Annotated in this window: 15 protein-coding genes and 1 riboswitch; of the genes, 9 read left to right on the top strand and 6 right to left on the bottom strand. The window is 70.3% G+C overall.

All coding sequences use genetic code 11. The features are described from left to right. Nucleotides 1–127 precede the first annotated feature (127 nt). The gene (locus ACYVC6_RS18585) at nucleotides 128–1936 is read right to left on the bottom strand and encodes a SpoIVB peptidase S55 domain-containing protein (protein ID WP_460715942.1); all 1809 of its coding nucleotides are present in this window, start codon (nucleotides 1934–1936) and stop codon (nucleotides 128–130) included. Nucleotides 1937–2129: 193 nt separating this feature from the next. Between ACYVC6_RS18585 and pepN the strand changes: the two genes are divergently transcribed. From pepN to ACYVC6_RS18570, 3 genes are read left to right on the top strand one after another with little or no spacing between them, the layout of a single operon-like run. Next, entirely contained in the window at nucleotides 2130–4601 is a 2472-nt protein-coding gene (pepN, locus tag ACYVC6_RS18580; protein ID WP_460715941.1) for an aminopeptidase N, read from the top strand. A 6-nt stretch (nucleotides 4602–4607) separates the two neighbouring features. Continuing rightward, entirely contained in the window at nucleotides 4608–5420 is an 813-nt protein-coding gene (locus tag ACYVC6_RS18575; RefSeq protein WP_460715940.1) for a formate dehydrogenase accessory sulfurtransferase FdhD, read from the top strand. Between the two features lie 14 nt (nucleotides 5421–5434). Then, a complete protein-coding gene (locus tag ACYVC6_RS18570; RefSeq protein WP_460715939.1) occupies nucleotides 5435–6397 on the top strand; it encodes a hypothetical protein in 963 nt (320 codons plus the stop codon). Here ACYVC6_RS18570 and ACYVC6_RS18565 read toward each other — a convergent pair. After that, nucleotides 6370–7824 (bottom strand): DUF222 domain-containing protein, encoded by a 1455-nt coding sequence (locus ACYVC6_RS18565; RefSeq protein WP_460715938.1) that lies wholly within the window; start codon nucleotides 7822–7824, stop codon nucleotides 6370–6372. The two genes, ACYVC6_RS18570 and ACYVC6_RS18565, sit on opposite strands and share 28 nt — an antisense overlap. 209 nt (nucleotides 7825–8033) lie before the next feature. Between ACYVC6_RS18565 and ACYVC6_RS18560 the strand changes: the two genes are divergently transcribed. Then, complete coding sequence (locus ACYVC6_RS18560) at nucleotides 8034–8819, top strand: DinB family protein (RefSeq protein ID WP_460715937.1); 786 nt, start codon at nucleotides 8034–8036, stop codon at nucleotides 8817–8819. Here ACYVC6_RS18560 and mraY read toward each other — a convergent pair. Further along, nucleotides 8769–9854: a phospho-N-acetylmuramoyl-pentapeptide-transferase gene (mraY, locus tag ACYVC6_RS18555; RefSeq protein WP_460715936.1), complete on the bottom strand. Its 1086-nt coding sequence runs from the start codon at nucleotides 9852–9854 to the stop codon at nucleotides 8769–8771. The genes ACYVC6_RS18560 and mraY overlap by 51 nt on opposite strands. 157 nt (nucleotides 9855–10011) lie before the next feature. On the opposite strand from mraY, the gene ACYVC6_RS18550 reads away from it, so the two are divergent. Together ACYVC6_RS18550 and ACYVC6_RS18545 are read left to right on the top strand one after the other, a co-directional pair. Further along, nucleotides 10012–11451: a DNA recombination protein RmuC gene (locus ACYVC6_RS18550; RefSeq protein WP_460715935.1), complete on the top strand. Its 1440-nt coding sequence runs from the start codon at nucleotides 10012–10014 to the stop codon at nucleotides 11449–11451. Nucleotide 11452: 1 nt separating this feature from the next. Next, on the top strand, nucleotides 11453–12214 hold the full coding sequence (locus ACYVC6_RS18545) for a class I SAM-dependent methyltransferase (protein WP_460715934.1): 762 nt from the start codon (nucleotides 11453–11455) through the stop codon (nucleotides 12212–12214). Here ACYVC6_RS18545 and ACYVC6_RS18540 read toward each other — a convergent pair. Then, the gene (locus ACYVC6_RS18540; protein ID WP_460715933.1) at nucleotides 12189–12893 is read right to left on the bottom strand and encodes a sulfotransferase; all 705 of its coding nucleotides are present in this window, start codon (nucleotides 12891–12893) and stop codon (nucleotides 12189–12191) included. The genes ACYVC6_RS18545 and ACYVC6_RS18540 overlap by 26 nt on opposite strands. A gap of 56 nt (nucleotides 12894–12949) precedes the next feature. On the opposite strand from ACYVC6_RS18540, the gene ACYVC6_RS18535 reads away from it, so the two are divergent. The 3 genes from ACYVC6_RS18535 to ACYVC6_RS18525 are packed head-to-tail and all read left to right on the top strand — an operon-like array spanning nucleotide 12950 to nucleotide 16610. After that, nucleotides 12950–14470, top strand: a complete 1521-nt coding sequence (locus tag ACYVC6_RS18535; protein WP_460715932.1) for a TldD/PmbA family protein — start codon at nucleotides 12950–12952, stop codon at nucleotides 14468–14470. Beyond that, nucleotides 14467–15888: a metallopeptidase TldD-related protein gene (locus ACYVC6_RS18530; protein ID WP_460715931.1), complete on the top strand. Its 1422-nt coding sequence runs from the start codon at nucleotides 14467–14469 to the stop codon at nucleotides 15886–15888. Before ACYVC6_RS18535 ends, ACYVC6_RS18530 begins: the two co-directional genes overlap by 4 nt. Before the next feature lie 17 nt (nucleotides 15889–15905). Next, nucleotides 15906–16610: an Ig-like domain-containing protein gene (locus tag ACYVC6_RS18525; RefSeq protein WP_460715930.1), complete on the top strand. Its 705-nt coding sequence runs from the start codon at nucleotides 15906–15908 to the stop codon at nucleotides 16608–16610. A 12-nt stretch (nucleotides 16611–16622) separates the two neighbouring features. Here the strand turns inward: ACYVC6_RS18525 and ACYVC6_RS18520 are convergent, their stop codons facing one another. Both ACYVC6_RS18520 and gcvP read right to left on the bottom strand, forming a co-directional pair. Continuing rightward, the gene (locus tag ACYVC6_RS18520; RefSeq protein ID WP_460715929.1) at nucleotides 16623–17525 is read right to left on the bottom strand and encodes a CHAD domain-containing protein; all 903 of its coding nucleotides are present in this window, start codon (nucleotides 17523–17525) and stop codon (nucleotides 16623–16625) included. A gap of 6 nt (nucleotides 17526–17531) precedes the next feature. Continuing rightward, nucleotides 17532–20366 carry an aminomethyl-transferring glycine dehydrogenase gene (gene gcvP / locus ACYVC6_RS18515; protein ID WP_460715928.1) on the bottom strand — a complete coding sequence of 945 codons (2835 nt, stop codon included), beginning with the start codon at nucleotides 20364–20366 and terminating at the stop codon, nucleotides 17532–17534. 67 nt (nucleotides 20367–20433) lie between these two features. Further along, nucleotides 20434–20532, bottom strand: a riboswitch (glycine riboswitch). Nucleotides 20533–20535 lie beyond the last annotated feature (3 nt).

The raw sequence follows: 20535 nt of genomic DNA, 5'->3' as shown, positions 1-20535 counted from the left end.
GATGTAACTAGTAGATCGCAGTTACGACCCTTACACCATAACCTCGCGCAGGGCGCGCGAATGCCCGTTCGGGCGGTGACGTCCACCACCACCCGAACGGGCCTCGCAGTGCCGGTTCGCGCCCGGGTCAGCCCTTGGCCTTGGGCGCCTTCACCACGATCTTGAGCCGCTTGAAACCGCTCACGACCTTGTCCGCCGGACCGGCGGTCGTGTCCTTCTGGATCTCACCGGAGCCCTTGCAGCCGATGCACTCCTCCTCGCCCGGCCCGCTCGGGTAGCTCCCGATGAACAGCTGCGCGGCAATCTCGTCGTTGCGCACCAGCCCGTCGATGTAGCCCTTGATGTCCGCCAGGCTCTTCGACCCACCGAACTCGCCGTAGAAGAAGTCCTCCGAGAAGTAGTCGTTGCCGCCGGTCAGGAAGACCTGGCCCTTGTTGCCGGCGGCCCGCTTCGGGATCTTGAACGAGTAGGGCACCTTGGCGGTGCTGCCGTCACTGCCGCGCAGCACTACGCGGAGCCGGAGCCGCTGGCCCGCGCGCACCGTGGCCGGGTTGCGGTTGTTGACCTTGTGCCACTCGCCCTTGCGGAACTGCTCGTTGCCGCCGACCGAGTAGGTCGCCGCGCTGTTGGTGACGTCGCCGTCGACGGCGACGCTGTCCAGGTCGATTCCCTCGACGCTGCTGAGCAGGTAGACGATGTCGGCCAGCTCGTAGGACGCGTCGAAGGAGATGTCGTAGCTCGAGGTGAACCGGTCGCTGTGGCTGAAGGTGAACGGGGTCCCACCCTGGGAGCCCTTGATGACCCAGGACTGGCTCTCCGAACCCTTGCGGATCGCGTCGACGACCCGATCGTGGTTGGCGAGCTGCTGGTAGAAGGTCACCGATGCCCAGGCGGCGGGCACCGTCACGTTCGAGCTGCCGAGCCGGTTGGTCCCGGCGTAGCTGACGTCGGAGCTGATAGTTGTGAAGGCTGGCTGCGGACCGAACACGCCGGTGATCCCGGTCAGGTGGTCCTCGCTGATGGTGCCCACGGGGTCCGCGAAGTTCGCCACCTTGAACGGCGCACCGAGCGAGTCGGGCTGGACGTAGAGGGCGTCGGCCGGGTGCAGGCTCATCGAGGTCTCACCGAGGAAGTCCATCGGGTGCCCGAAGCCCACGACCTTGCTGTTGCAGACGGAGGTCGCCGTGCCCACGCCGCCCATGGTGATGTCGCCGTAGGAGTAGGACGCGGCCAGGTTGCCGCCCGCCTCGACGTCGTCCTCGGTCGCGACACCGGGCGTGACCCGCCCTGCGGCGTAGGCGCTCTTGGGGAAGTAGGCGCGCTTGGCATGGGTCAGCTTGGCGAGCCGGGCCGCGCCCACGCCGGACACACCGGTCGGGACTCCGAGCGGCTCGAAGCCCTGCTCGGCCTGCGCGGCCGTGACGTCCGAGGCCTCGGCGATTGCCTGGGCCATGTCGCTGTCGACGTCGCCACGGGGCTTGGCGGCCGCCATGTAGTCGTCCATGTCCTCGAAGGGAGTCACCCCCGCGATCGGCGAGGGGCCCCAGGCAAGGCCGTAGGCGACGGCTCCGATGAGGTCGCCGTTGGTGTCGTAGACCGGAGAGCCGGACATCCCCTGCCAGATGCCGCCGGCCGCCTGGATCGCTGGTGAGTCCAGGTCGACGATGACCATGTCGAGGCCTGGGGCGATGCCGTCGTTGAGGACGCCGATGACCTCGCCGGTGAAGGGATCCGGCGTCACACCCTGGGAGACGGTCAGACCGTCGACCAGGTCACCTTGGTTGAGGGTGGAGACGTCGACCGGCACCGCGCAGTCGTTGGTGGGGGCCGCCTGAGCGGAGGAGCCGAGTGTGGCGGTCGCCGTGCTGGCCACGAGACCGGCTGCGGTGAGTACGGCGAGCGCGCGGCGTCGGCGACGGACGGACGGTGACGACATGAAGATGCCTTCCTGTTTCTGGACGAGGCGAGGAGACGGGTCGTCACCCTCACACGGTGGTGCCCTTGATGCTCGGTAGACGCGCTGGGAATGGGAATGGTTGCGGATACTCATCCACGTATCCGTTTCGCTGTCCATCGTGGTCCTGACCCGGTGCCCAGAGGCACTTCTGAGTCGGACATACGCTGACCCGGTGACCTCGCCGTACGCCTCCCTCCAGCACACCGAGGCGCTGGCGCGCCGCGAACTCCTTGCCGTGACGTCCTACGACGTGGAGCTCGACCTGTCCGGCGACGAGGCGACGTTCGGCTCGGTCACCACCATCGCCCTGGAGAGCCACGGCGGGACGACCTTCCTCGACCTCAAGCCGGTCTCGGTGCGAGCGGTCCGGCTGGACGGGCGGCCGCTCGACGTCGACCTGCTGGAGCGCGGCCGATTTCCGCTGGACCTGCCGCAGGGTCAGCACGAGCTCGTGGTGGAGGCGACGATGGCGTTCCGTCGCGACGGCGAGGGCCTGCATCGCAGTGTCGACCCCGCCGACGGCCTGGCCTACGTCTATGGCATGAGCTTCATGGACGCCGCCCCGAGCATCTTCGCCTGCTTCGACCAGCCGGACCTCAAGGCGCCGTACACGATGCACGTGACCGCGCCGTCGGACTGGGTGGTGATCTGCAACGCCGCGGCGGTGGAGCCGGTCTCGGCGGGCGACGGCATCTCGCGCTGGGACTTCGCCCCCACTCCCCCGCTCTCCACCTACTTCGTGACCCTGGTGGCGGGGCCCTACCACGTCATCCGTGACGAGCACGACGGCATCCCCCTCGGTCTCAGCTCCCGGCTAAGCCTCGCGTCGGCGCTCGACAAGGACGCCGAGGAAATCCTGACGGTCACCAAGCAGTCCTTCGACGAGCTGCACCGCTTGTTCGGTATCCGGTACCCGTTCGGTGACTACCACCAGGCGTTCGTGCCTGAGTTCAACGCCGGTGCGATGGAGAACCCGGGTTGCGTGACCTTCCGCGACCCGCTGGTCTTCTCGAGCCGGGCAACCCGAGCCCTTCACATCGCCCGCGCCGCCACGATCGCCCACGAGATGGCGCACCAGTGGTTCGGGGACATCGTGACGCCGTCGTGGTGGGACGACCTCTGGCTCAACGAGTCGTTCGCCGAATACCTCGGCAACCGGGTCACCGCCGACGTCACCGAGTTTGCCGACGTGTGGACCGACATGACCTACGCGCGGCGTCAGTGGGGACTGATCGCGGACCAGGGGCCGAGTACCCACCCGGTCGCCGGCAACGGCGCCTTCGACGCGTCGGCCGCGCTGCAGGACTTCGACGGCATCTCCTACGCCAAGGGCTCGAGCATCCTCAAGCAGCTCAACGCGTCCTTGGGCGACCAGGTCTTCTTCGACGGCGTCATCGACCACCTGACCCGGCACCGGTTCGGCAACGCGACGATGCTCGATCTCTTCGAGAGCTGGGAGCGGGCCGGTGCCGGCGAGCTCGACGACTTCACCACCAACTGGCTGCGCACGGCCGGCCCGGACGCGCTGACGCTCGACCGCGCGGCCGGTGTGGTGCGCCGTACGCCGCCGGCCGCACACCCGGCCGACCGGCCGCACACGATCCGGGCCGCAGTGGGCGTGGAGGGCGTGTGGACCGACCGGACGTTGGAGCTCGACTCTCCCGAGACCCCGTTCGGTGAACTTCCGGAGAACAGTGCGGTCATCCTCGACGCCTACGTCGAGAGCTGGGTCGCCTCCGTCCCCGACGCGACCACGGTGCGCGCCCTGGTCGACCTCCTCCCGAACGTCGAGGACGACCTGCTGCGCGCTGGGATCTGGGACAACCTACGCAGCGGCTACCACCACGGTGCACTGGACCCTGCGGACGTCCTCGACGTCGCTGTGGCCAGCCTGCCGGTCGAGGACACCGAGGACTCCGAACGACGCACGATGCGCTGGCTGCTGGGCTCGGTCGTCCCGTTGGCCGGCGTCGACGCGCTCAGCCGGGTTCACGCGGCAGCGGTAGCGAAGACCGAGGCCACACAGCCCGGATCCGGCCAGCAGCTCGCGGCGTTCCGCACCGTCGTCTCCACCGCCGTCGACAGCGGGGCACTCGAGCTGTGGGCCGGGGGCGCCAACCTGCCCCAGGGGATCGCCCTCGACGTCGACCTGAGGTGGCGGATCCTGGTGCGCCTGGCCACGCTGGGGGCCGTCGACCTCGACCGGCTCGACACCGAGCTCGCCTCCGAGCCGACCGGTGAAGCCCAGGTCAGCCACGCCAAGGCCCGGGCCTCCCTGCCGACACTGGAGGCCAAGGCCTGGGCGTGGTCCTGCTTCACCGGCGAGACCGAGGTGGCCAACTACGAGCTGACGGCGGCCGGGATCGGCCTGTGGCGCGGCGGCCAGGAGGCCGTCACCGCGTCGTACGTCGACAGATACTTCGCCGATCTCCCCGAGACCGTGCAGGTGCGCAGCGGCTGGATGCTCGCCGACGCCGCGCAGTACTTCTTCCCGACCACCTCCCTCGAGGACGAGACGTTGGCCAAGGCGCAGGCGCTGGTGGCGGACGGCTCCCTGGACCTGTCACTGCGCCGTCGCCTGGCCGACCAGGCCGCCGAGCTGGAGCGACTGCTGGCCGTGCGGCGCGCCTTCCCCCATGAGTGAACACCGATGAGCACGCGCAAACCCGCGGTCCGGACCACCGTCACCGTTGTCACCGATGAGGCGCAACGGCAGCACGAGGACCGGCTCGCGACCGAGGAACCGCTGGAGATCCGCCTCGCGTGGCCGGGCGCGACGGCCCGCCGGGTGTGGGTGACGATGCGGACCCCGGGCCACGACTTCGAGCTGGCTGCCGGGTGGGTCCGGCACGAGGGCCTCGCCGCGATGGTCCACACGGTCGCATACTGCACCGATCAGGAGCTGACCGAGGACGAGCAGTTCAACGTCGTCACGGTCACCCTCGATGGCGCACCCCTTCGGGACCCGGGCCACCGGCACGAGGCCGTCTCGAGCGGGTCGTCGGCCTGCGGCGTCTGCGGCAAGGACAGCATCGCCGAGGCGCTCGCGACGCCGGGAGCCGCTCGCTGGCCTGGCCCGCTGCCCGAGCCGGACGTCGTACGCCGCCTGCCGGACCTCGTGAGAGCACACCAGCCCGTCTTCGACCGGACCGGCGGAGTGCACGCAGCCGCCCTCGCCACCGCAGACGGCGAGGTGCTGGTCGTCCGTGAGGACGTCGGCCGACACAACGCGGTGGACAAGGTGACCGGCGCGCGGGTCCTGGCGGGCCTCTCCCCCGCCGAGGCATGCCTGGTCGTGAGCGGCCGGGCCGGCTTCGAGCTGGTGCAGAAGGCCGTCGCGGCCGGCGTGGGCACGCTGGTCGCGGTCGGTGCTCCGACCTCGCTCGCGGTCGACCTGGCACGCCGCGCCGGCCTGGCCGTCTATGGGTTCACCTCGGCCGACCGGACCGTCCGCTACACCTAGGCCTGGAGGCGCCCATGAGCGAACCGGACAGCAGCCGACGGACCCCCCGCTGGCGTCTGTTCGGCGCGAGCGTCCTGCTGGTCGCCGGCGTGCTGATCCTGCTCTCGGTGTTCCTCGCGGCCCAGGACGGCGACGGCGACGCGGCGCCGCCCACGACGGGACCGCCGTCCGACTGCGAGAAGGCCGCTCCGGTGGACCTGCCGGACCTGGAGGTGTCCCCGGACACGCCGTTCGACGTGTCCGCGCCCGAGTCACTGCCGGCCAGCTGCGAGCGGCTCTCCCTGCGGATCTTCCCGGACTCCGAGGCGGAGGTCATCCAGACCGACGCACGGCGATGGCGCGCGTCACTGCCTGCCGGGGTCTACGACTACGAGTTCGTCGCCCCGCCCCAGGTCAGCCTGGGCAGAGCCTCCATCTACGTCACCGACAACCAGGAGGCCGTGCTCCTCCACGAAGGCCTGCGAGGAATGGTGGCCGGCCTCGAGGTGGACGCGTCCGACCAGCCACGGCGGCTCGATCGCGGCGACGAGACCGAGTTCGTCCTCGACCTCACCATCCCGCCGATCGCGACCAGCCCCCAGACCGACCGCATCGTCTCGGTCACGACCTGCACCAGGGTTCGCGGCGCGGAGCTGGACGGCCCCGAGTGCAGCGACCGGTCGATCACGGTAGGGAGCGGCGACCGCTGGCAGCAGTCCGTGACCGTGGTTGCCGGTGAGGCCGACCGGATCTCCGTGACTGTCGAGGTCGAGGCCGTGGCCCAGGTGGGCGACATAGAGGTCCGGACGAGCGCCGTCTCCTCCCTGCCCGGCATCGACGTGTCGACGACCCTGTGGCAGCGGTCGAGCGCGGGCTGGAACGGCGCCATCGGGTTCCTCGGCGGCGTCATGACGCTGGTGGGAGCCGTGGGTGGAGTGCGAGAGCTCCGGCAACGCGTCACGAAGCAGGCTCAGGAAGCAGGCTCAGGCCGCCCGTGACGGGTGATGCCGGCCTCCGCGTGGACGACGTGTGTGCCTGACCCGTCGACAAGTCGCCAGAGTCCGTGGGGCGTGCGCCACAGGTAACGACCGAGGCCGAGCTGGTGGACCTGGTAGGCCTGGTGGGTCTTGGCCCGGTGGTGTCGGCGTCCGAGCGGGGCGTGGTTGTGGTCGCCGGTCTGGCCCGGTGGCCCGTTGGGCTCGTAGGGGCCGGGGTGGTCGTTGTCGAGCCGTCGGGACTGGCTCTGGGCGTGTGGGAAGACGTCGCCGGTGGTGCGCAGGTGGCCACGCTCTTTGACGTCGGCGGGGTGCTCGTACTGGTTGACCGAGCGGCCGGTGTTGAGGTCGATGACCGGCTTGAGGGTCAAGTCGGCGCGGCAGGTCAACGCCAGGAACGTCTCGAGCAGCATCGGGCCGAGCTCCTCGACGCGGACCACGATCCCGTCGGCCGACCCGCGGAGCCGAGCCTCGACGGCCGCCTGCGAAAGGTGGGCGTGCAGCACCACGCGGGGCCCAGGCACGCGGGTCGACTCGGGTGTCGCCTCGGGGCTTTCCTCGTCCAGCCCGTAGCTGCCGTCGAGGAGCGCGATCACCGCTTCGGGGTGCGCCAGCCAGCCGAACGCCTCGGCGCGCAGCTCGTCGCGGGTCTCGCACGTGGCCAGGTCGGGCCGACTCTCGAGCGCGTCGGCGATCCGCTCGACCATGGCGTCGAGCCAGGCGGCGTCCCCGGCGGCGATGCGGGCGAAGACCGCCCGCAGGCCGTCCTCGTCGGAGCGGCCGATCACCAGGCAGCGGCGTCGCCGGCGTTCCTCCTCCACCTGCCGCGCGTGCTCGGGATCGGCGCGGAGCACCGCTGCCTCGGCGATCGACAGGACCCGGCCCGGGGACTCGTCGATGGCCTCGGTCACCGCGACGTCGACGATCCGAACCCGCTCACGACCCAGATGGCGCGACATCCTCGCAATCCTGCGGCCGACCCACACCTCGCCCTGCCCGCGGCGGAGGCCGGCCCAGTAGCCGGGCAACCGGTGCGCGAGGTCGAGGACATCAGCAACCCGGCTGCGGGCCGAGGCCTCGGTGATGCCGCGCGCGATCGCCAGCTCACACAGCGGCAGGTCCTGGACCGGCGGCGCGCCGTCTCCGGACAGCTGGACCAGCTTGTTGCCAGCCACCTCCCACTGGGCCAGCGTCATCCCGCGACGGCCGGCCTCCCTCAGTGCCGGGCGCGGCCCCCGCTGTGCCTGCGGGTCATCGGAGTGGAGCGCTGCGAAGTGCAGGTCGACCTCGAGCTCCCTGACCTCGGCAGCGTGTCGAGCCGCAGTGGACTCCCCCGCTGCGGCCAGGGTCTGCGCCACGTCGAGCCCGTCCAGCCCGGCGAGCATGCGCTCCGAGCCAGCGTCGTAGCTGGGAACGGGGCCGAGGCTCATGGCGCACTCCGACAAGGAGAGAAGGTTCAGACCTGTGTCCGGAGCCAAAGCCCGGTTCTTTGTCCTGGTGTACGCCGTCCAGCTGCTCGTGTTCATTCATTAGAACATATGTTCGATTCCACGTCAAACGACCGTCCGGATGTGTTGAGACACAACAGACCGCCACCGCCTCCAGGTCGGCTGACGTCCCAACCGGTGATGATGGAGCGATGACGAGCTATACCGGCACGAAGGAGTTCGAAGGCGCGACCTTCGTCAAGGCCAGCTTCAAGGGCGCCACCCTGCGGTTCTCTGATGTCAGCGGTGTGACGATGCGCAGTGTCGACGTGGACGGACTCGACATCGACAGCCACGACCTGTTCTTCGGCAGCCTCATTGTCAACGGGATCGACGTGGTGCCCCTGGTGGACGCCGAGCTCAACCGGCAGTTCCCGGGTCGCGAGCTGCAGAAGGCGCAGTCGCCCGAAGGCCTACGCGAAGGTTGGGTCGCAGTGCAGTCAGCGTGGGAGACGACGGTGGCGGGTACGCCGCCGGACCTCGTGGACGCCCACGTCGAGGAGGAGTGGTCCTTGGCCGAGACCCTGCGGCACCTCATCCTGGCGACCGACGCCTGGCTCCGGGGCGGGATCCTGCGGATCCCGCAGCCGTTCCACGAGATCGGCCAGATCTTCACCGGCGCCGACGAGATGGGGTTCGACATGTCGATCTTCCGGGCAGACCCGCCGGCGTACGAGGAGATCCTCGCGGTGCGTGCCGAGCGCCAGCAGATCGTGACCGACTTCCTGGCCACGGCCACGACGGAGCTGCTCGCGGAAGAACGCGAGAACCCGTGGGGCGGCGATGACTGGCGCCCCAGCGTCGGTGACTGCATCCGCGTGATCCTGGAGGAGGAGTGGGCGCACCTGCGCTACATACGACGGGATCTCGCTCAGCTACGCGGCGAGTCAGCCCAGCCAATCGGCGTAGAAGATCCCGAGGCCGGCCACAACGCATAGACCGGCGATGATCCAGAAGCGGATGACCACGGTGACCTCGTCCCATCCCAGGTGCTCGAAATGATGGTGGATAGGGGCGATTCGGAAGATCCGGCGTCCTGTTCCCGTGATTCGCCTGGTCAGCTTGAAGTAGCTCATCTGCAGGAGCACGGACAACATCTCGAGCACGAACAATCCCGCGATGACGGTCATGAGGAGCTCGGTCCTCGACATGATCGCCAAGCCGGCCAGAGCACCTCCAATGGCGAGCGAGCCGACGTCGCCCATGATGATCTGGGCTGGTTTGGCGTTCCACCAGAGAAGGCCGACGCAGGCCATGGCGATGGCTGCTGAGAAGACCGCGAGGTCGAGGGGGTCGCGCGCCTGGTAGCGCTGGGACTCCACCGCAGTGGGCTCGAGGGATCCGCACAGATGGTTGTTCTGCCAGAAGTTCACGATCGTGTATGCGCCGAAGACCATGGCCGAGCTGCCGGCGAGCAAGCCGTCGGCGCCGTCCGCGAAGTTGGCGCCGTTGGAAGTCGCGGTCACGATGAACCAGATCACCACTAGGACCACGACCAGGGGCAGCTTGAACCCCCAGTCGTGAGTCGTCGAGATGTACTGCGATGCGGGCCTGATGCCTCGTTCATCGGCAAAGAAGCTAGTCGACAGGATCCCGAACCCGAGGGCGACCACCGTCTGTCCCGCCATCTTCGCGCGACTGGCCAGGCCCTGGTTGTTCTGGGTGTAGACCTTGATGAAGTCGTCGAGAAACCCCACCACTCCACAGCCGAGGAACAGGAGCAGGAGGAGCCCGACGCTGGCGCTGGGCCGACCACCGGTCACCATTGTGGCGACGACGTAGGCAGCCGTGGCGCTCATCAGGATCACCAGGCCGCCCATGGTCGGCGTGCCCCGTTTGATGTGATGTGTCGTGGGTCCGTCGTCCCTGATCGGCTGACCCAAGCCGTGGCTCGTGAACCAACCGATGGCGAGTCGGGTCCCGAACAGGGAGACGACCACTGCCAGTCCACTGCTCAGCAGGATTGCCCGCATCTAGTTCGCCTCTCGACCTTCCGGACTCGGGTCGCCGCGCGGGCAAAGGGGCCGCCCGGCGGACATTGTGCGGCATGAACGTCCGGCTCAACGACCCACGCACGTGGTTGGGCGTGGGATCCAGGGTTCTGTCGGTGCTGTGGGTGACGATGCCTGCATGACCACACCGCTTCTCCTGCTCCTCGCCCTGGCCGCCGGCCTGGCGGTCGGTGTGCTGCTCGGCCGTCAACAGTCCGCGAGCCGTGACGAGCGCGAGCTCGCCCGTGCCCGCGAGGAGCTCGCCAACTCGCGTGCTGACGCGGCCGAGGCCCGCACCGAGGCCGCCGAGGCGCGCACGGGCGCGGCTGAGGCCGAGGCGATGGTGGCCCACGCACAGGCGCAGGTGGCCAAGGCGGTGGCCGAGCGCGACGGTGCTGTAGCGCGTGCCCAGGAGATCGCGGCGGACCGTGAGGCGATGCTCGACCAGTTCAAGGTGCTGTCGGCCCAGACCGCCGAGCAGCAGGGCAAGTCGGTCAACGAGCTGACCGCCCACCGGCTCGAGGCCACCGAGCAGGTGCTCGCTCCAGTCAGGGCGAGCCTGGAGCAGTTCCAGGCTCGACTCACCCAGGTGGAGAAGGAGCGGGTCGCGATGACCACCGCGCTCCAGGCCCAGGTCACCGCCGTGCGGGAGACGGGCGAAGCCGTCCGCCGCGAGACCCAGACGCTCGTCACGGCGCTCCGCAAGCCCCAGGTCCGCGGCGCCTGGGGCGAGACGACGCTCCGGAACGTCGCGAGACTGGCGGGCATGGTCGAGCGTTGCGACTTCGACCTGCAGGTGACAGGCCAGTCGGACGGCCAGACCCAGCGCCCCGACATGGTGGTGCACCTCGCCGAGGGCAAGCACGTCGTCGTCGACTCCAAGGTGCCGCTCAGCGCGTTCCTCGATGCGGCCGAGACCGCCGACGAGCATGCGAAGGCGGCCTTCCTGAGCAGCTTCGCCAAGCACGTGCGTGGCCACGTCGACGGCCTTTCCGGCAAGCAGTACTGGAAGGCCGCGGGATCGCCGGAGTTCGTCGTGCTCTTCCTTCCCAACGAGGGCTTCTTCTCCGCCGCGCTCGACCAGATGCCCGACCTCTACGAATACGCGGCGACGAGGGATGTCGTCATCGCCACCCCGACGACGCTGATCGCGATGCTGCGTGCGATCTCCTACGGCTGGAAGCAGGCGGCGCTTGCCGAGGATGCCGCAGAAGTCGCTCGCCTGGGACGCGAGCTCTACGAACGCCTCGGCGTGATGGGCAACAGGTTCGACACCCTCGGCCGTGCCCTCGACCGGACGGTGAAGGCCTACAACGAGACGATCGGCACGGTCGAGGGTCGGGTCCTCCCTCAGGCCCGCAAGATGCGGGACCTCAAGGTCGCTGACAAGGAGCTGAAGTCGGTCGACCCCGTGGACCGCGGCGTTCGCCAGATCCAGGCCCCCGAGCTCGTCGAGGACGCGGCGAGAGTCGAGCCCATGCTCTCCCTGTGGCGCACCGACCCCGACCTCGAGGAGCTGGTCGCCCCCGAGGCCGACAGCGACCGGGGACAGGACGGGGAGTCCGCCGTAGGGTCCTGACGTGGCATTCAGCGACGCTGACTCCTACGCCCGCTTCATGGGCCGGTTCTCCGAGCCGCTCGCCCCGGCGTTCGCCGACCTGGTCGACCTCCCGCCGGACGGCCGGGTGCTCGACGTGGGCTGCGGCCCGGGGGTGCTGACCGCGGTCCTCGTCGAGCAGTACGGCGCCGACCGGGTCGACGCGATCGACCCGACCCCCGCCTTCGTCGAGGCCGCCCGAGCCCGGCTGCCGGGGGTCGACGTCCGGCAGGGCTCGGCCGAGGAGCTGCCCTGGCCGGACGTTTCCTACGCCGCGGTGCTGGCGCAGCTCGTCGTGCACTTCATGCGCGACCCCGCGCGCGGGCTGCGCGAGATGCACCGGGTGGCGAAGCCTGGCGCGTTGGTGGCCGCCAGCGTCTGGGACCACCCCGGCGGGCGTGGACCCCTCACGCCGTTTTGGTCGGCGGTGGAGGAGCTCGATCCCGGTGGTGTCGCCGAGGCCTCGGCCGGCTCACACCAGGGCGAGCTGGAGCAGATGTTCGAGGACGCCGGTCTCACCGACGTCCACGGCGGCGAGCTGTCCGTCACCGTGCCGATGGCTTCGTTCGAGGAGTGGTGGACGCCCTACCTCTCGCCGGCCGGCTCGGTCGGCGACTACCTCGCGACCCGGACGCCCGAAGAGGTGGCCGCGCTCCGCGAGCGGTGCCGGGCGCGGCTCGGCGACGGCCCGTTCGAGGTGACCGCCTGGACCTGGGTCGCTACTGGTGTGTCTGCCACGCGCTGAGGTCGAGGCCCCACTCGTCGGTGAGACGCGCGCGCTGCGGCGCGTAGAGGACCTCGAGCGACTCCTTCAGCCCCTCCGGCCAGTCCCAGTCCGCGCGGCTGCTCGACCCGGAGGCGCTGTCGACGTCGTGGAGCGGCACCGGCTCCAGGCCGAGGGACCGCCAGACGGCGTCGGCGTGGGTCTGCGGGTCGGCGCGGACCGTCTCGTAGACCATGACCCGCATCCGGTCGCGCCCGACGTGGTGCGCCCACGCCGCCAGCTGGTCGGCGTAGAAGCCGGTCCAGGTCTGCACCGTGATCGGCACGGGGTAGGGCCACGACGACTTCCCCGTTGCCGCGAGCCGCGTCGCGTGCAGCCGCATCGCAGACCTGAAGCGCTCCACCGGCTCACGCAGCAGGACCAGCACGAGCGAGTCCGGCACGTGGCGCGCGGCCGCGGCCGGGGCGGAGGCGTGTCGCAGCGACTGGGGGGTCCACTCCCCCCGCATCACGCCGTCGTCCGGGAACAGGTCGAGGTAGGCCGCGGCCGGCTCGCGGCCGTCGGCGACCTTGTGGAGCAGGTGCTGCTCCTTCTTGCCGTTGGTGCCGAGACCGACCTGCGGGTGCTGGGTCAGGAGATCGGTGAACCACGTCGTCCCGCTGCGCTGGGCACCGATGCCGAGCCACGCGGGAGCCGCCATGGAGCCAAACCTAATGGCCGCGCGACATCGATCAGGCACGGGATAGGTTCGGGCGCATGCCGGAGATCGACCCCACCTTCACCGCGCTGCCCTACCGCGAGCTGGGGGCCGCCGCACTCGCCCGCGCGCAGGAGCTCGGTGTCACCCACGCGGACTTCCGTTTCGAGCGGGTGCGCTACCAGCACGTCGGGGTCCGCGACGGCGCGCTCCAGGGCGCGAGCGACACCGAGGACCTGGGCTTCGCGGTCCGGGTGATCCACCGCGGAGCCTGGGGCTTCGCCTCCGGCGTCATCCTCACCAACGACGAGGCCGTGCGGCTCGCCGAGCGCGCGGTCGCGGTCGCCGCGGTCGCCGCAGAGATGACGACCGTTCCGGTCGAGCTCGCGCCCGAGCCGGTCTACGACGACGTCACCTGGGTCTCGTCGTACGTCGTCAACCCGCTCGACGTGCCGACCGCGGAGAAGGTCGACCTGCTCGTGGACTGGACCGACCGGCTGCGCCAGGGCGCCGCGGTCGACCACGCCTCCGCTTCCGCACAGCAGGTCCAGGAGAACAAGTACTACGCCGACCTGGCCGGGACGACGACGACCCAGCAGCGGATCCGCATCCACCCGACGTTCGAGGCCATGGGCGCCGGCGCCGACACGTTCGACTCGATGTCCAGCATCGCGCCCCCGGTCGGCAAGGGATGGGAGTACCTCACCGACCCCGCCTCGGCCGGCGGCTACGACTGGGACGTCGAGCTCGACGAGGTTCCGGAGCTGCTCGCCGAAAAGCTCAAGGCACCCAGCATCGAGGCCGGGCGCTACGACCTGGTGATCCATCCCTCCAACCTGTGGCTCACCATCCACGAGTCGATCGGCCACGCCACCGAGCTGGACCGGGCCCTCGGCTACGAGGCCAACTACGCCGGCACCTCGTTCGCGACCTACGACAAGCTGAACACGCTCCAGTACGGCTCGCGGGTGATGAACGTGACCGGCGACCGCACCATCGAGCACGGGCTCGCGACGGTCGGCTACGACGACGAGGGCGTCCAGACCCAGTCATGGGACATCGTGCGGAACGGGGTGTTGGTCGGCTACCAGCTCGACCGTCCGATGGGACACATGAAACCGGAACTCAACGCGGGCCGCTCCAACGGCTGCGCCTACGCCGACTCCCCCGGGCACATCCCCATCCAGCGGATGGCCAACGTCTCGCTCCAGCCGGCTCCCGACGGTCCCAGCTGCGAGGAGCTGATCAGCAGCGTCGGGCACGGCCTCTACGTCGTGGGCGACAAGTCGTGGTCGATCGACATGCAGCGCTTCAACTTCCAGTTCACCGCCCAGCGGTTCTACCGGATCGAGAAGGGCGAGCTCGTCGGCCAGGTGCGCGACGTCGCCTACCAGGCCACCACGACGGACTTCTGGGGCGCCATGGAGGCCGTCGGCGGCCCGGACACGTGGGAGCTGCACGGTGCCTTCAACTGCGGCAAGGCCCAGCCCGGGCAGGTCGCGGCGGTGAGCCACGGCGCACCGGTCTGCCTGTTCCGCGACATCCGGATCCTCAACACCACCGAGGAGGGCGGCCAGTGAGCTCCGCCATCGCCAGCAGCCCAGTCACGCCGCAGTCCCTGGTCGAGCACGCGCTCGCCACATCGGTCGCCGACGACACCGTCGTCATCGTCCGCGACGCCACCAGCGCCAACCTGCGCTGGGCCAACAACACCCTCACCACCAACGGCGTGATGCACGGCATCCAGGTGACCGTCATTGCCTTCGTCCACCGCGCTGGCGCAGATGCCGGAGGAACCTCGGTCGGTTCGGTCAGCGGCAGCGCAAGCACGCAGGCCCAGGTCACCGAGCTCGTCGAGGCGGCGTACGCCGCCGCCCGGGCGGCCGGTCCGGCCGAGGACGCGGCCGAGCTCGTCCGGGACCGCCAGTCGGGCGACTGGGACCTCGGGCCGGGGCGCACCGACATCACTGTCTACGACGAGTTCGCCCCCGCGCTCGGCGAGGCGTTCGGACGCGCGAGTGCCGAGGGTCGGGTGCTCTACGGGTTCGTCAACCACGAGGTCACCACCACCTACCTCGGGTCGTCCACCGGTCTGCGGCTGCGCCACGTCCAGCCCACCGGCCATTGGGCCTGCACCGGCAAGCCGGCGGACCTGAGCCAGAGCGCCTGGGTGGGCGGGGCCACCCGCGACTTCGCCGACGTCGACCCGCTCGCCTTCGACGCGGCGCTGGCCCAGCGGCTCGGCTGGGGCAAGCACCGCCTCCATCTCGAGGCGGGCCGCTACGACACGATCCTCCCGCCCAGCTCGGTCGCCGACGTGATGATCGACGCCTACTGGTACGCCGGCGCGCGGGTCGCCTGGGAGGGGCAGTCGGTCTACAGCCGCCGCCCGACGGGCACCCGGATCGGCGAGGTCATCACCCGACCGGAGGTCACCCTCTACTCCGACCCGGCGTTCCCCGGGCTGGAGTGCGCACCGTTCGCGATGGCGGCGTCCTCGTCCAACGAGAGCTCGGTGTTCGACAACGGCATCGGACTCGAGCGCACCGACTGGATCCGCGGGGGCGAGCTGACCTCCCTGGTGCAGACCCGGCACTCCGCGTCGATGACGAGCCAGCCGGTCACCCCTGCGATCGACAACCTCGTGCTCGACATCGACGGCGGGAGCGGCTCGGTCGACGATCTGGTGGCGGGCATGGACGACGGGCTCCTGGTCACGTGCTTCTGGTACATCCGGGAAGTGGACCCGCAGACCCTGCTCCTGACCGGCCTCACCCGCGACGGTGTCTACAAGGTCGAACGTGGCGAGATCGTGGGGGTGGTCAACAACTTCCGCTGGAACGAGAGCCCGGTCGACCTGCTCCGCCGGTTCTCGCACGCGTCGGCCACGGTGCCCAGCTTCAGCCGGGAGTGGGGCGACGACTACTTCTCCCGCACGGCGACTCCCGCGATCCGGGTGCCCGACTTCAACATGTCGAGCGTCTCCCCGGCCCAGTAGCGGGTTAGGCTCCGCCCATGACCCGGAGCCGTCGTGCCGCCGCCATCTTGCTGACCATCGCCACCTCGGCCCTCGGCTTGGTGGTGCTCGCCGCGCCGGCCCAGGCGGCGGCACCGGTCACCGTTGCCGACACTGCCTCGATGTACCCCGGCAACATCGTCGAGGTCGCGCCGCTGGCCAACGACACGGACGCCGACGGCGACGACCTGGCCATCTGCCGGATCGCCGAGTCGAGCTACAAGCGGGTCAGCCTGATCGCCGGGTTCGACGAGGAGGGCCAGCCGAGCGAGACGCTGCTGCTCATCTCGGGCACGAGGGCCAAGCCCGGCACCTACACGTTCACCTATTACGCCTGCGACTTCGAGACGCTGGTCGCCGGCACGATCACCCTGACCATCAACGAGCCGCCGGCGATCACCGCGAAGGCGCTGCCCGGCAAGCCCGGCAAGATCAAGGTGAAGAACCCGGCGGACTTCAAGATCCGCTTCCTCTACGGCTCGTTCAAGGAGCCCAACCCCGATGGCGTCGTCAGGATCGCCAGGAACAGCTCGGTCATCCTCACCGTGCGCCGCACCCGCATCGACTGGATCGCGCTCACCCGCAAGGGCGAGTTCCTCGTCCGGGGCAAGATCGAGAACATCGTGTTGCCGCCCGGCACCACCCCGCCCGCGGCTGGACGGTTCGGCCCTCGGGTGGCCCGTCTGTGGGACGCGGGCGTCTGATCCTCGCGGGGGTCACCAGTCAGCGAGGTCCATGGCGGCCTCGAGGTCGCGCCAGGCGCTCCGAGCCTGGGCGAGCAGCGAGGCCTCGTTGCGCTCCTCCTCCGCGTGGAGGCGCCCGTAGGTGAACGTGTCCTCCCCGGCGCTCGAGGCAGCACGGGAGAGGACCACCAAGGCTGACCGGGCGGTCACCGTGTCCTGTCGCGCGCCCAGGACCTCGGTGAGGGCCTGTGCCGCTTCGCGCGGACCAGCCGCTCGCGTCGGCCAGACCGGCTCGACGACCTCGAGCGCGTGGCGTAGCCGCTTGGCGGCCTTGCGCAGCTCGTGCGGGTCCTCCGTCTCCCGACGGACCCGTTGGGTCCGGACCCACTCCTTCCGGATCCGCCGCGGGAGCACCTGGTCGGCACGCGTCTCCGCATGCCCGGTCCAGGCGGGCTCGTCGACGAGCCCGTCGAGAGCGGTCCGGAGCTGGTGGTACCTGGCGGAGCCCAGGACCTCCAAGGCGGCGCGGCGCGTCAGGGTCGTCCCGGCCTCACCCCACGCCTGCAGGCGCGCATGCACCGGACCGACCACCAGCTCGTCGGGCTGCTCGTCGAGCAGCCGGTCTAGTCGCGTCCGGACCACCTCGTGGTCACGGGCCTCCCCCAGCTCGCCCGCGAACCAGCGCAGCTCGGCCCGGAGCGGCTCGGCCTGCCTCCGGTCGAGAAGCGGACCGTACGCGGCCAGCACGGCCCGGAGGCGGCGACATGCCTTCCGGATGCCGTGGACCCCACCCGGTCCGTCGCGCCGCACCTGTGGGTCCAGATGCTCGATCTCCCCGACCTGGGCGACCAGGTAGGGATGCAGGACCAGGCGCGCAGGCCCCCTCCGGGTGGCCGGATCGGGGGCGCTCGCTCGGGCGGGACAGCCCTGCACCATCGCGGTCTACTGCTCGGCGAAGGCCTCCGGGGGCGGGCAGGCGCAGACCAGATGGCGGTCGCCGTAGGCCTGATCGATGCGTGCCACCGGCGGCCAGTACTTGTCGGGGTCCGGTCCGGTGGGGAACACCGCGAGCTCACGGGAGTAGCCGCGGTCCCACTCGCCCACCAGGGCCCGGGAGGTGTGCGGTGCACCGCGCAGGGGTGAGTCCTCGGGAGTCCACTCCCCCGCACCGACCCGGTCGATCTCCGCCTTGATCGCGATCATCGCCTCGCAGAACCGGTCGAGCTCGCCGAGGTCCTCGGACTCGGTCGGCTCGACCATCAACGTGCCCGCGACCGGGAAGGACATCGTCGGCGCGTGGAAGCCGTAGTCGATGAGCCGCTTGGCCACGTCGTCGACGGTGACGCCGGTGTCCTTGGTGAGACCACGGACGTCCAGGATGCACTCGTGCGCCACCAGCCCCCCATGGCCGCGGTAGAGCACCGGGAAGTGCTCGCCGAGCCGGGCCGCGACGTAGTTGGCCGACAGCACGGCAACGGCGGTCGCGCGGGTCAGCCCCTCGGCGCCCATCAGCCGGACGTAGGCCCAGGAGATGGGCAGGATGCCCGCCGAGCCGTAGGGCGCGGCACTGATCGGTCCGATGCCCTCGCGCTTGGCCGGGTCGGGGTGCATCCCATGGGTTGGCAGGTAGGGCGCGAGGTGGGCGCGCACCGCGACCGGGCCGACGCCCGGTCCTCCACCGCCGTGCGGGATGCAGAACGTCTTGTGGAGGTTGAGGTGCGAGACGTCGCCGCCGAACTCGCCAGGTTTGGCGTAGCCGAGCAGGGCGTTGAGGTTGGCGCCGTCGACGTAGACCTGTCCCCCGTGGTCGTGGACGATCTTGCACAGGTCGCTGATCGTGTTCTCGTAGGCACCGTGGGTCGAGGGATAAGTGACCATGATCGCCGCGAGGTCCTGGGCATGGGTCTCGCACTGCGCGCGCAGGTCGTCGAGGTCGACCGACCCGTCGTCGTTCGCCTTGACCACGACCACGCGCATTCCGGCCATCACCGCGGAGGCGGCGTTGGTGCCATGCGCCGACGACGGGATGAGACAGACGTTGCGGGCGTGGTCGCCGTTGGCGCGGTGGTAGGCCCGGATGGCCAACAGGCCGGAGAGCTCGCCCTGGGAGCCGGCGTTGGGTTGGATCGAGACCGAGTCGTAGCCGGTCACCTCGGCCAGCCATGACTCCAGCTGGCCGACGAGCTCGGCGTAGCCCTGCGCGTCCTCGGCCGGGGCGAACGGGTGCAGGTCGGCGAACCCCGGCAGCGAGACCGGCTCCATCTCCGTGGTCGCGTTGAGCTTCATGGTGCACGAGCCGAGCGGGATCATCCCGCGGTCCAGTGCATAGTCACGGGCGGACAGCCGCCGCAGGTAGCGCAGCATCTGGGTCTCGCTGTGGTGGCTGGAGAACACCTCGTGGGTGAGGAAGGGGGTGCTGCGGACCAGGTCGCCGGGGAGCGCGTCCGCAGGCTCGGTCCGCTGGGGCGTGACCCCGAACGCGGCGTGCACCTTGCGCAGCGTGGCGGCCGTGCTCACCTCGGAGAAGGACAAGCCCACGGTGTCGTCGTCGACCAGGAGCAGGTGCAGGCCCTCCGCGCGGGCGACGGCCACGACCTCCGCGGCGCGGCCGGGGACGGACACCCGGAACGTGTCGAAGAACCGGTCGGTCAGGACCGTCAGCCCAGCGCCCGAGAGCGATGCCGCGGCGCGGGCGGCCAGGTCGTGGACCCGGCCCGCGATCGCCTTGAGGCCGTCGGGTCCGTGGTAGACGGCGTACATCGAGGCCACGACGGCCAGCAGCACCTGCGCGGTGCAGATGTTGGAGGTCGCCTTGTCGCGGCGGATGTGCTGCTCGCGGGTCTGCAGTGCGAGGCGGTAGGCCGGCCGCCCCTCGGCGTCGACCGACACGCCGACCAGCCGCCCGGGCAGGTGTCGCTCGAGCCCGGCCGCGACGGCCATGTAGCCGGCGTGCGGACCGCCGTAGAAGAGGGGCACACCGAAGCGCTGGGTCGACCCGACCACGACGTCCGCACCGAACGCTCCGGGGGCCTCGAGCAGCGTCAGGGCGAGCAGGTCGGCGGCGACCACCGCCAGCCCGTCGCGGGCGTGCGCCTCCTCGATGACCGGCCGCGGGTCGATGACCCGGCCTGAGGCACCGGGATACTGCAGCAGGACCCCACAGAGCTCGCCCTCGGGCAGCCCCTCGGCGAGGTCGGCCACCACGACGTCGATCCCCATCGCATCGGCCCTGGTGCGCACGACCTCGATGGTCTGCGGCAGTGCGTCGGCGTCGACGACGAAGGGGCCGGCCGCCTTACGGTTGCCGCGGCGGATCAGCGTCATCGCCTCCGCAGCCGCGGTGCCCTCGTCCAGCAGGGACGCGTTGGCGATCGGCAGCCCCGTCAGGTCGCCGACGACGGTCTGGAAGTTGAGCAGCGCCTCGAGCCGGCCCTGCGAGATCTCCGGCTGGTACGGCGTGTAGGCGGTGTACCAGCTCGGGTCCTCGAGCACGTTGCGCCGGATGACCGGCGGGGTCAGCGTGCCGTGGTAGCCCAGGCCGATCATCGGCTCGGCGACCCGGTTGCGCGCGGCCAGACCTCTGAGCTCGGCGGCGACGGCCTCCTCGGTCGCGGCGTGTGGCAGTTCCAGTGACGCGGCCGTCCTGATGCCTCCGGGGACCGCCGCGGACATCAGCCCGTCGAGCGACTCGTGGCCGACCACCTCGAGCATGTGGTCGATGTCGGCGCTGCGCAGCCCGATGTGACGCTCGGCGAACTGCGACTCCACGAATGACATGGGGGCTCCTGGGATCGGCTCGGAACCCTCCCCCTCTGTCGCCCCCACAGTGGGGCTTCAGAGTTGCCTGGCCCGCGCGGTCCTGGTGCCTGAGAGGTTCTGAGGAGGAGTTGCCCCTTCGGCGTCCCCCATCAGTGCAGCAGAGGGACTCTCCCGTGCGGGATTGTCA

The sequence above is a fragment of the Nocardioides dilutus genome (assembly GCF_054779555.1).
This window is presented reverse-complemented; position numbering and strand designations above follow the sequence as displayed.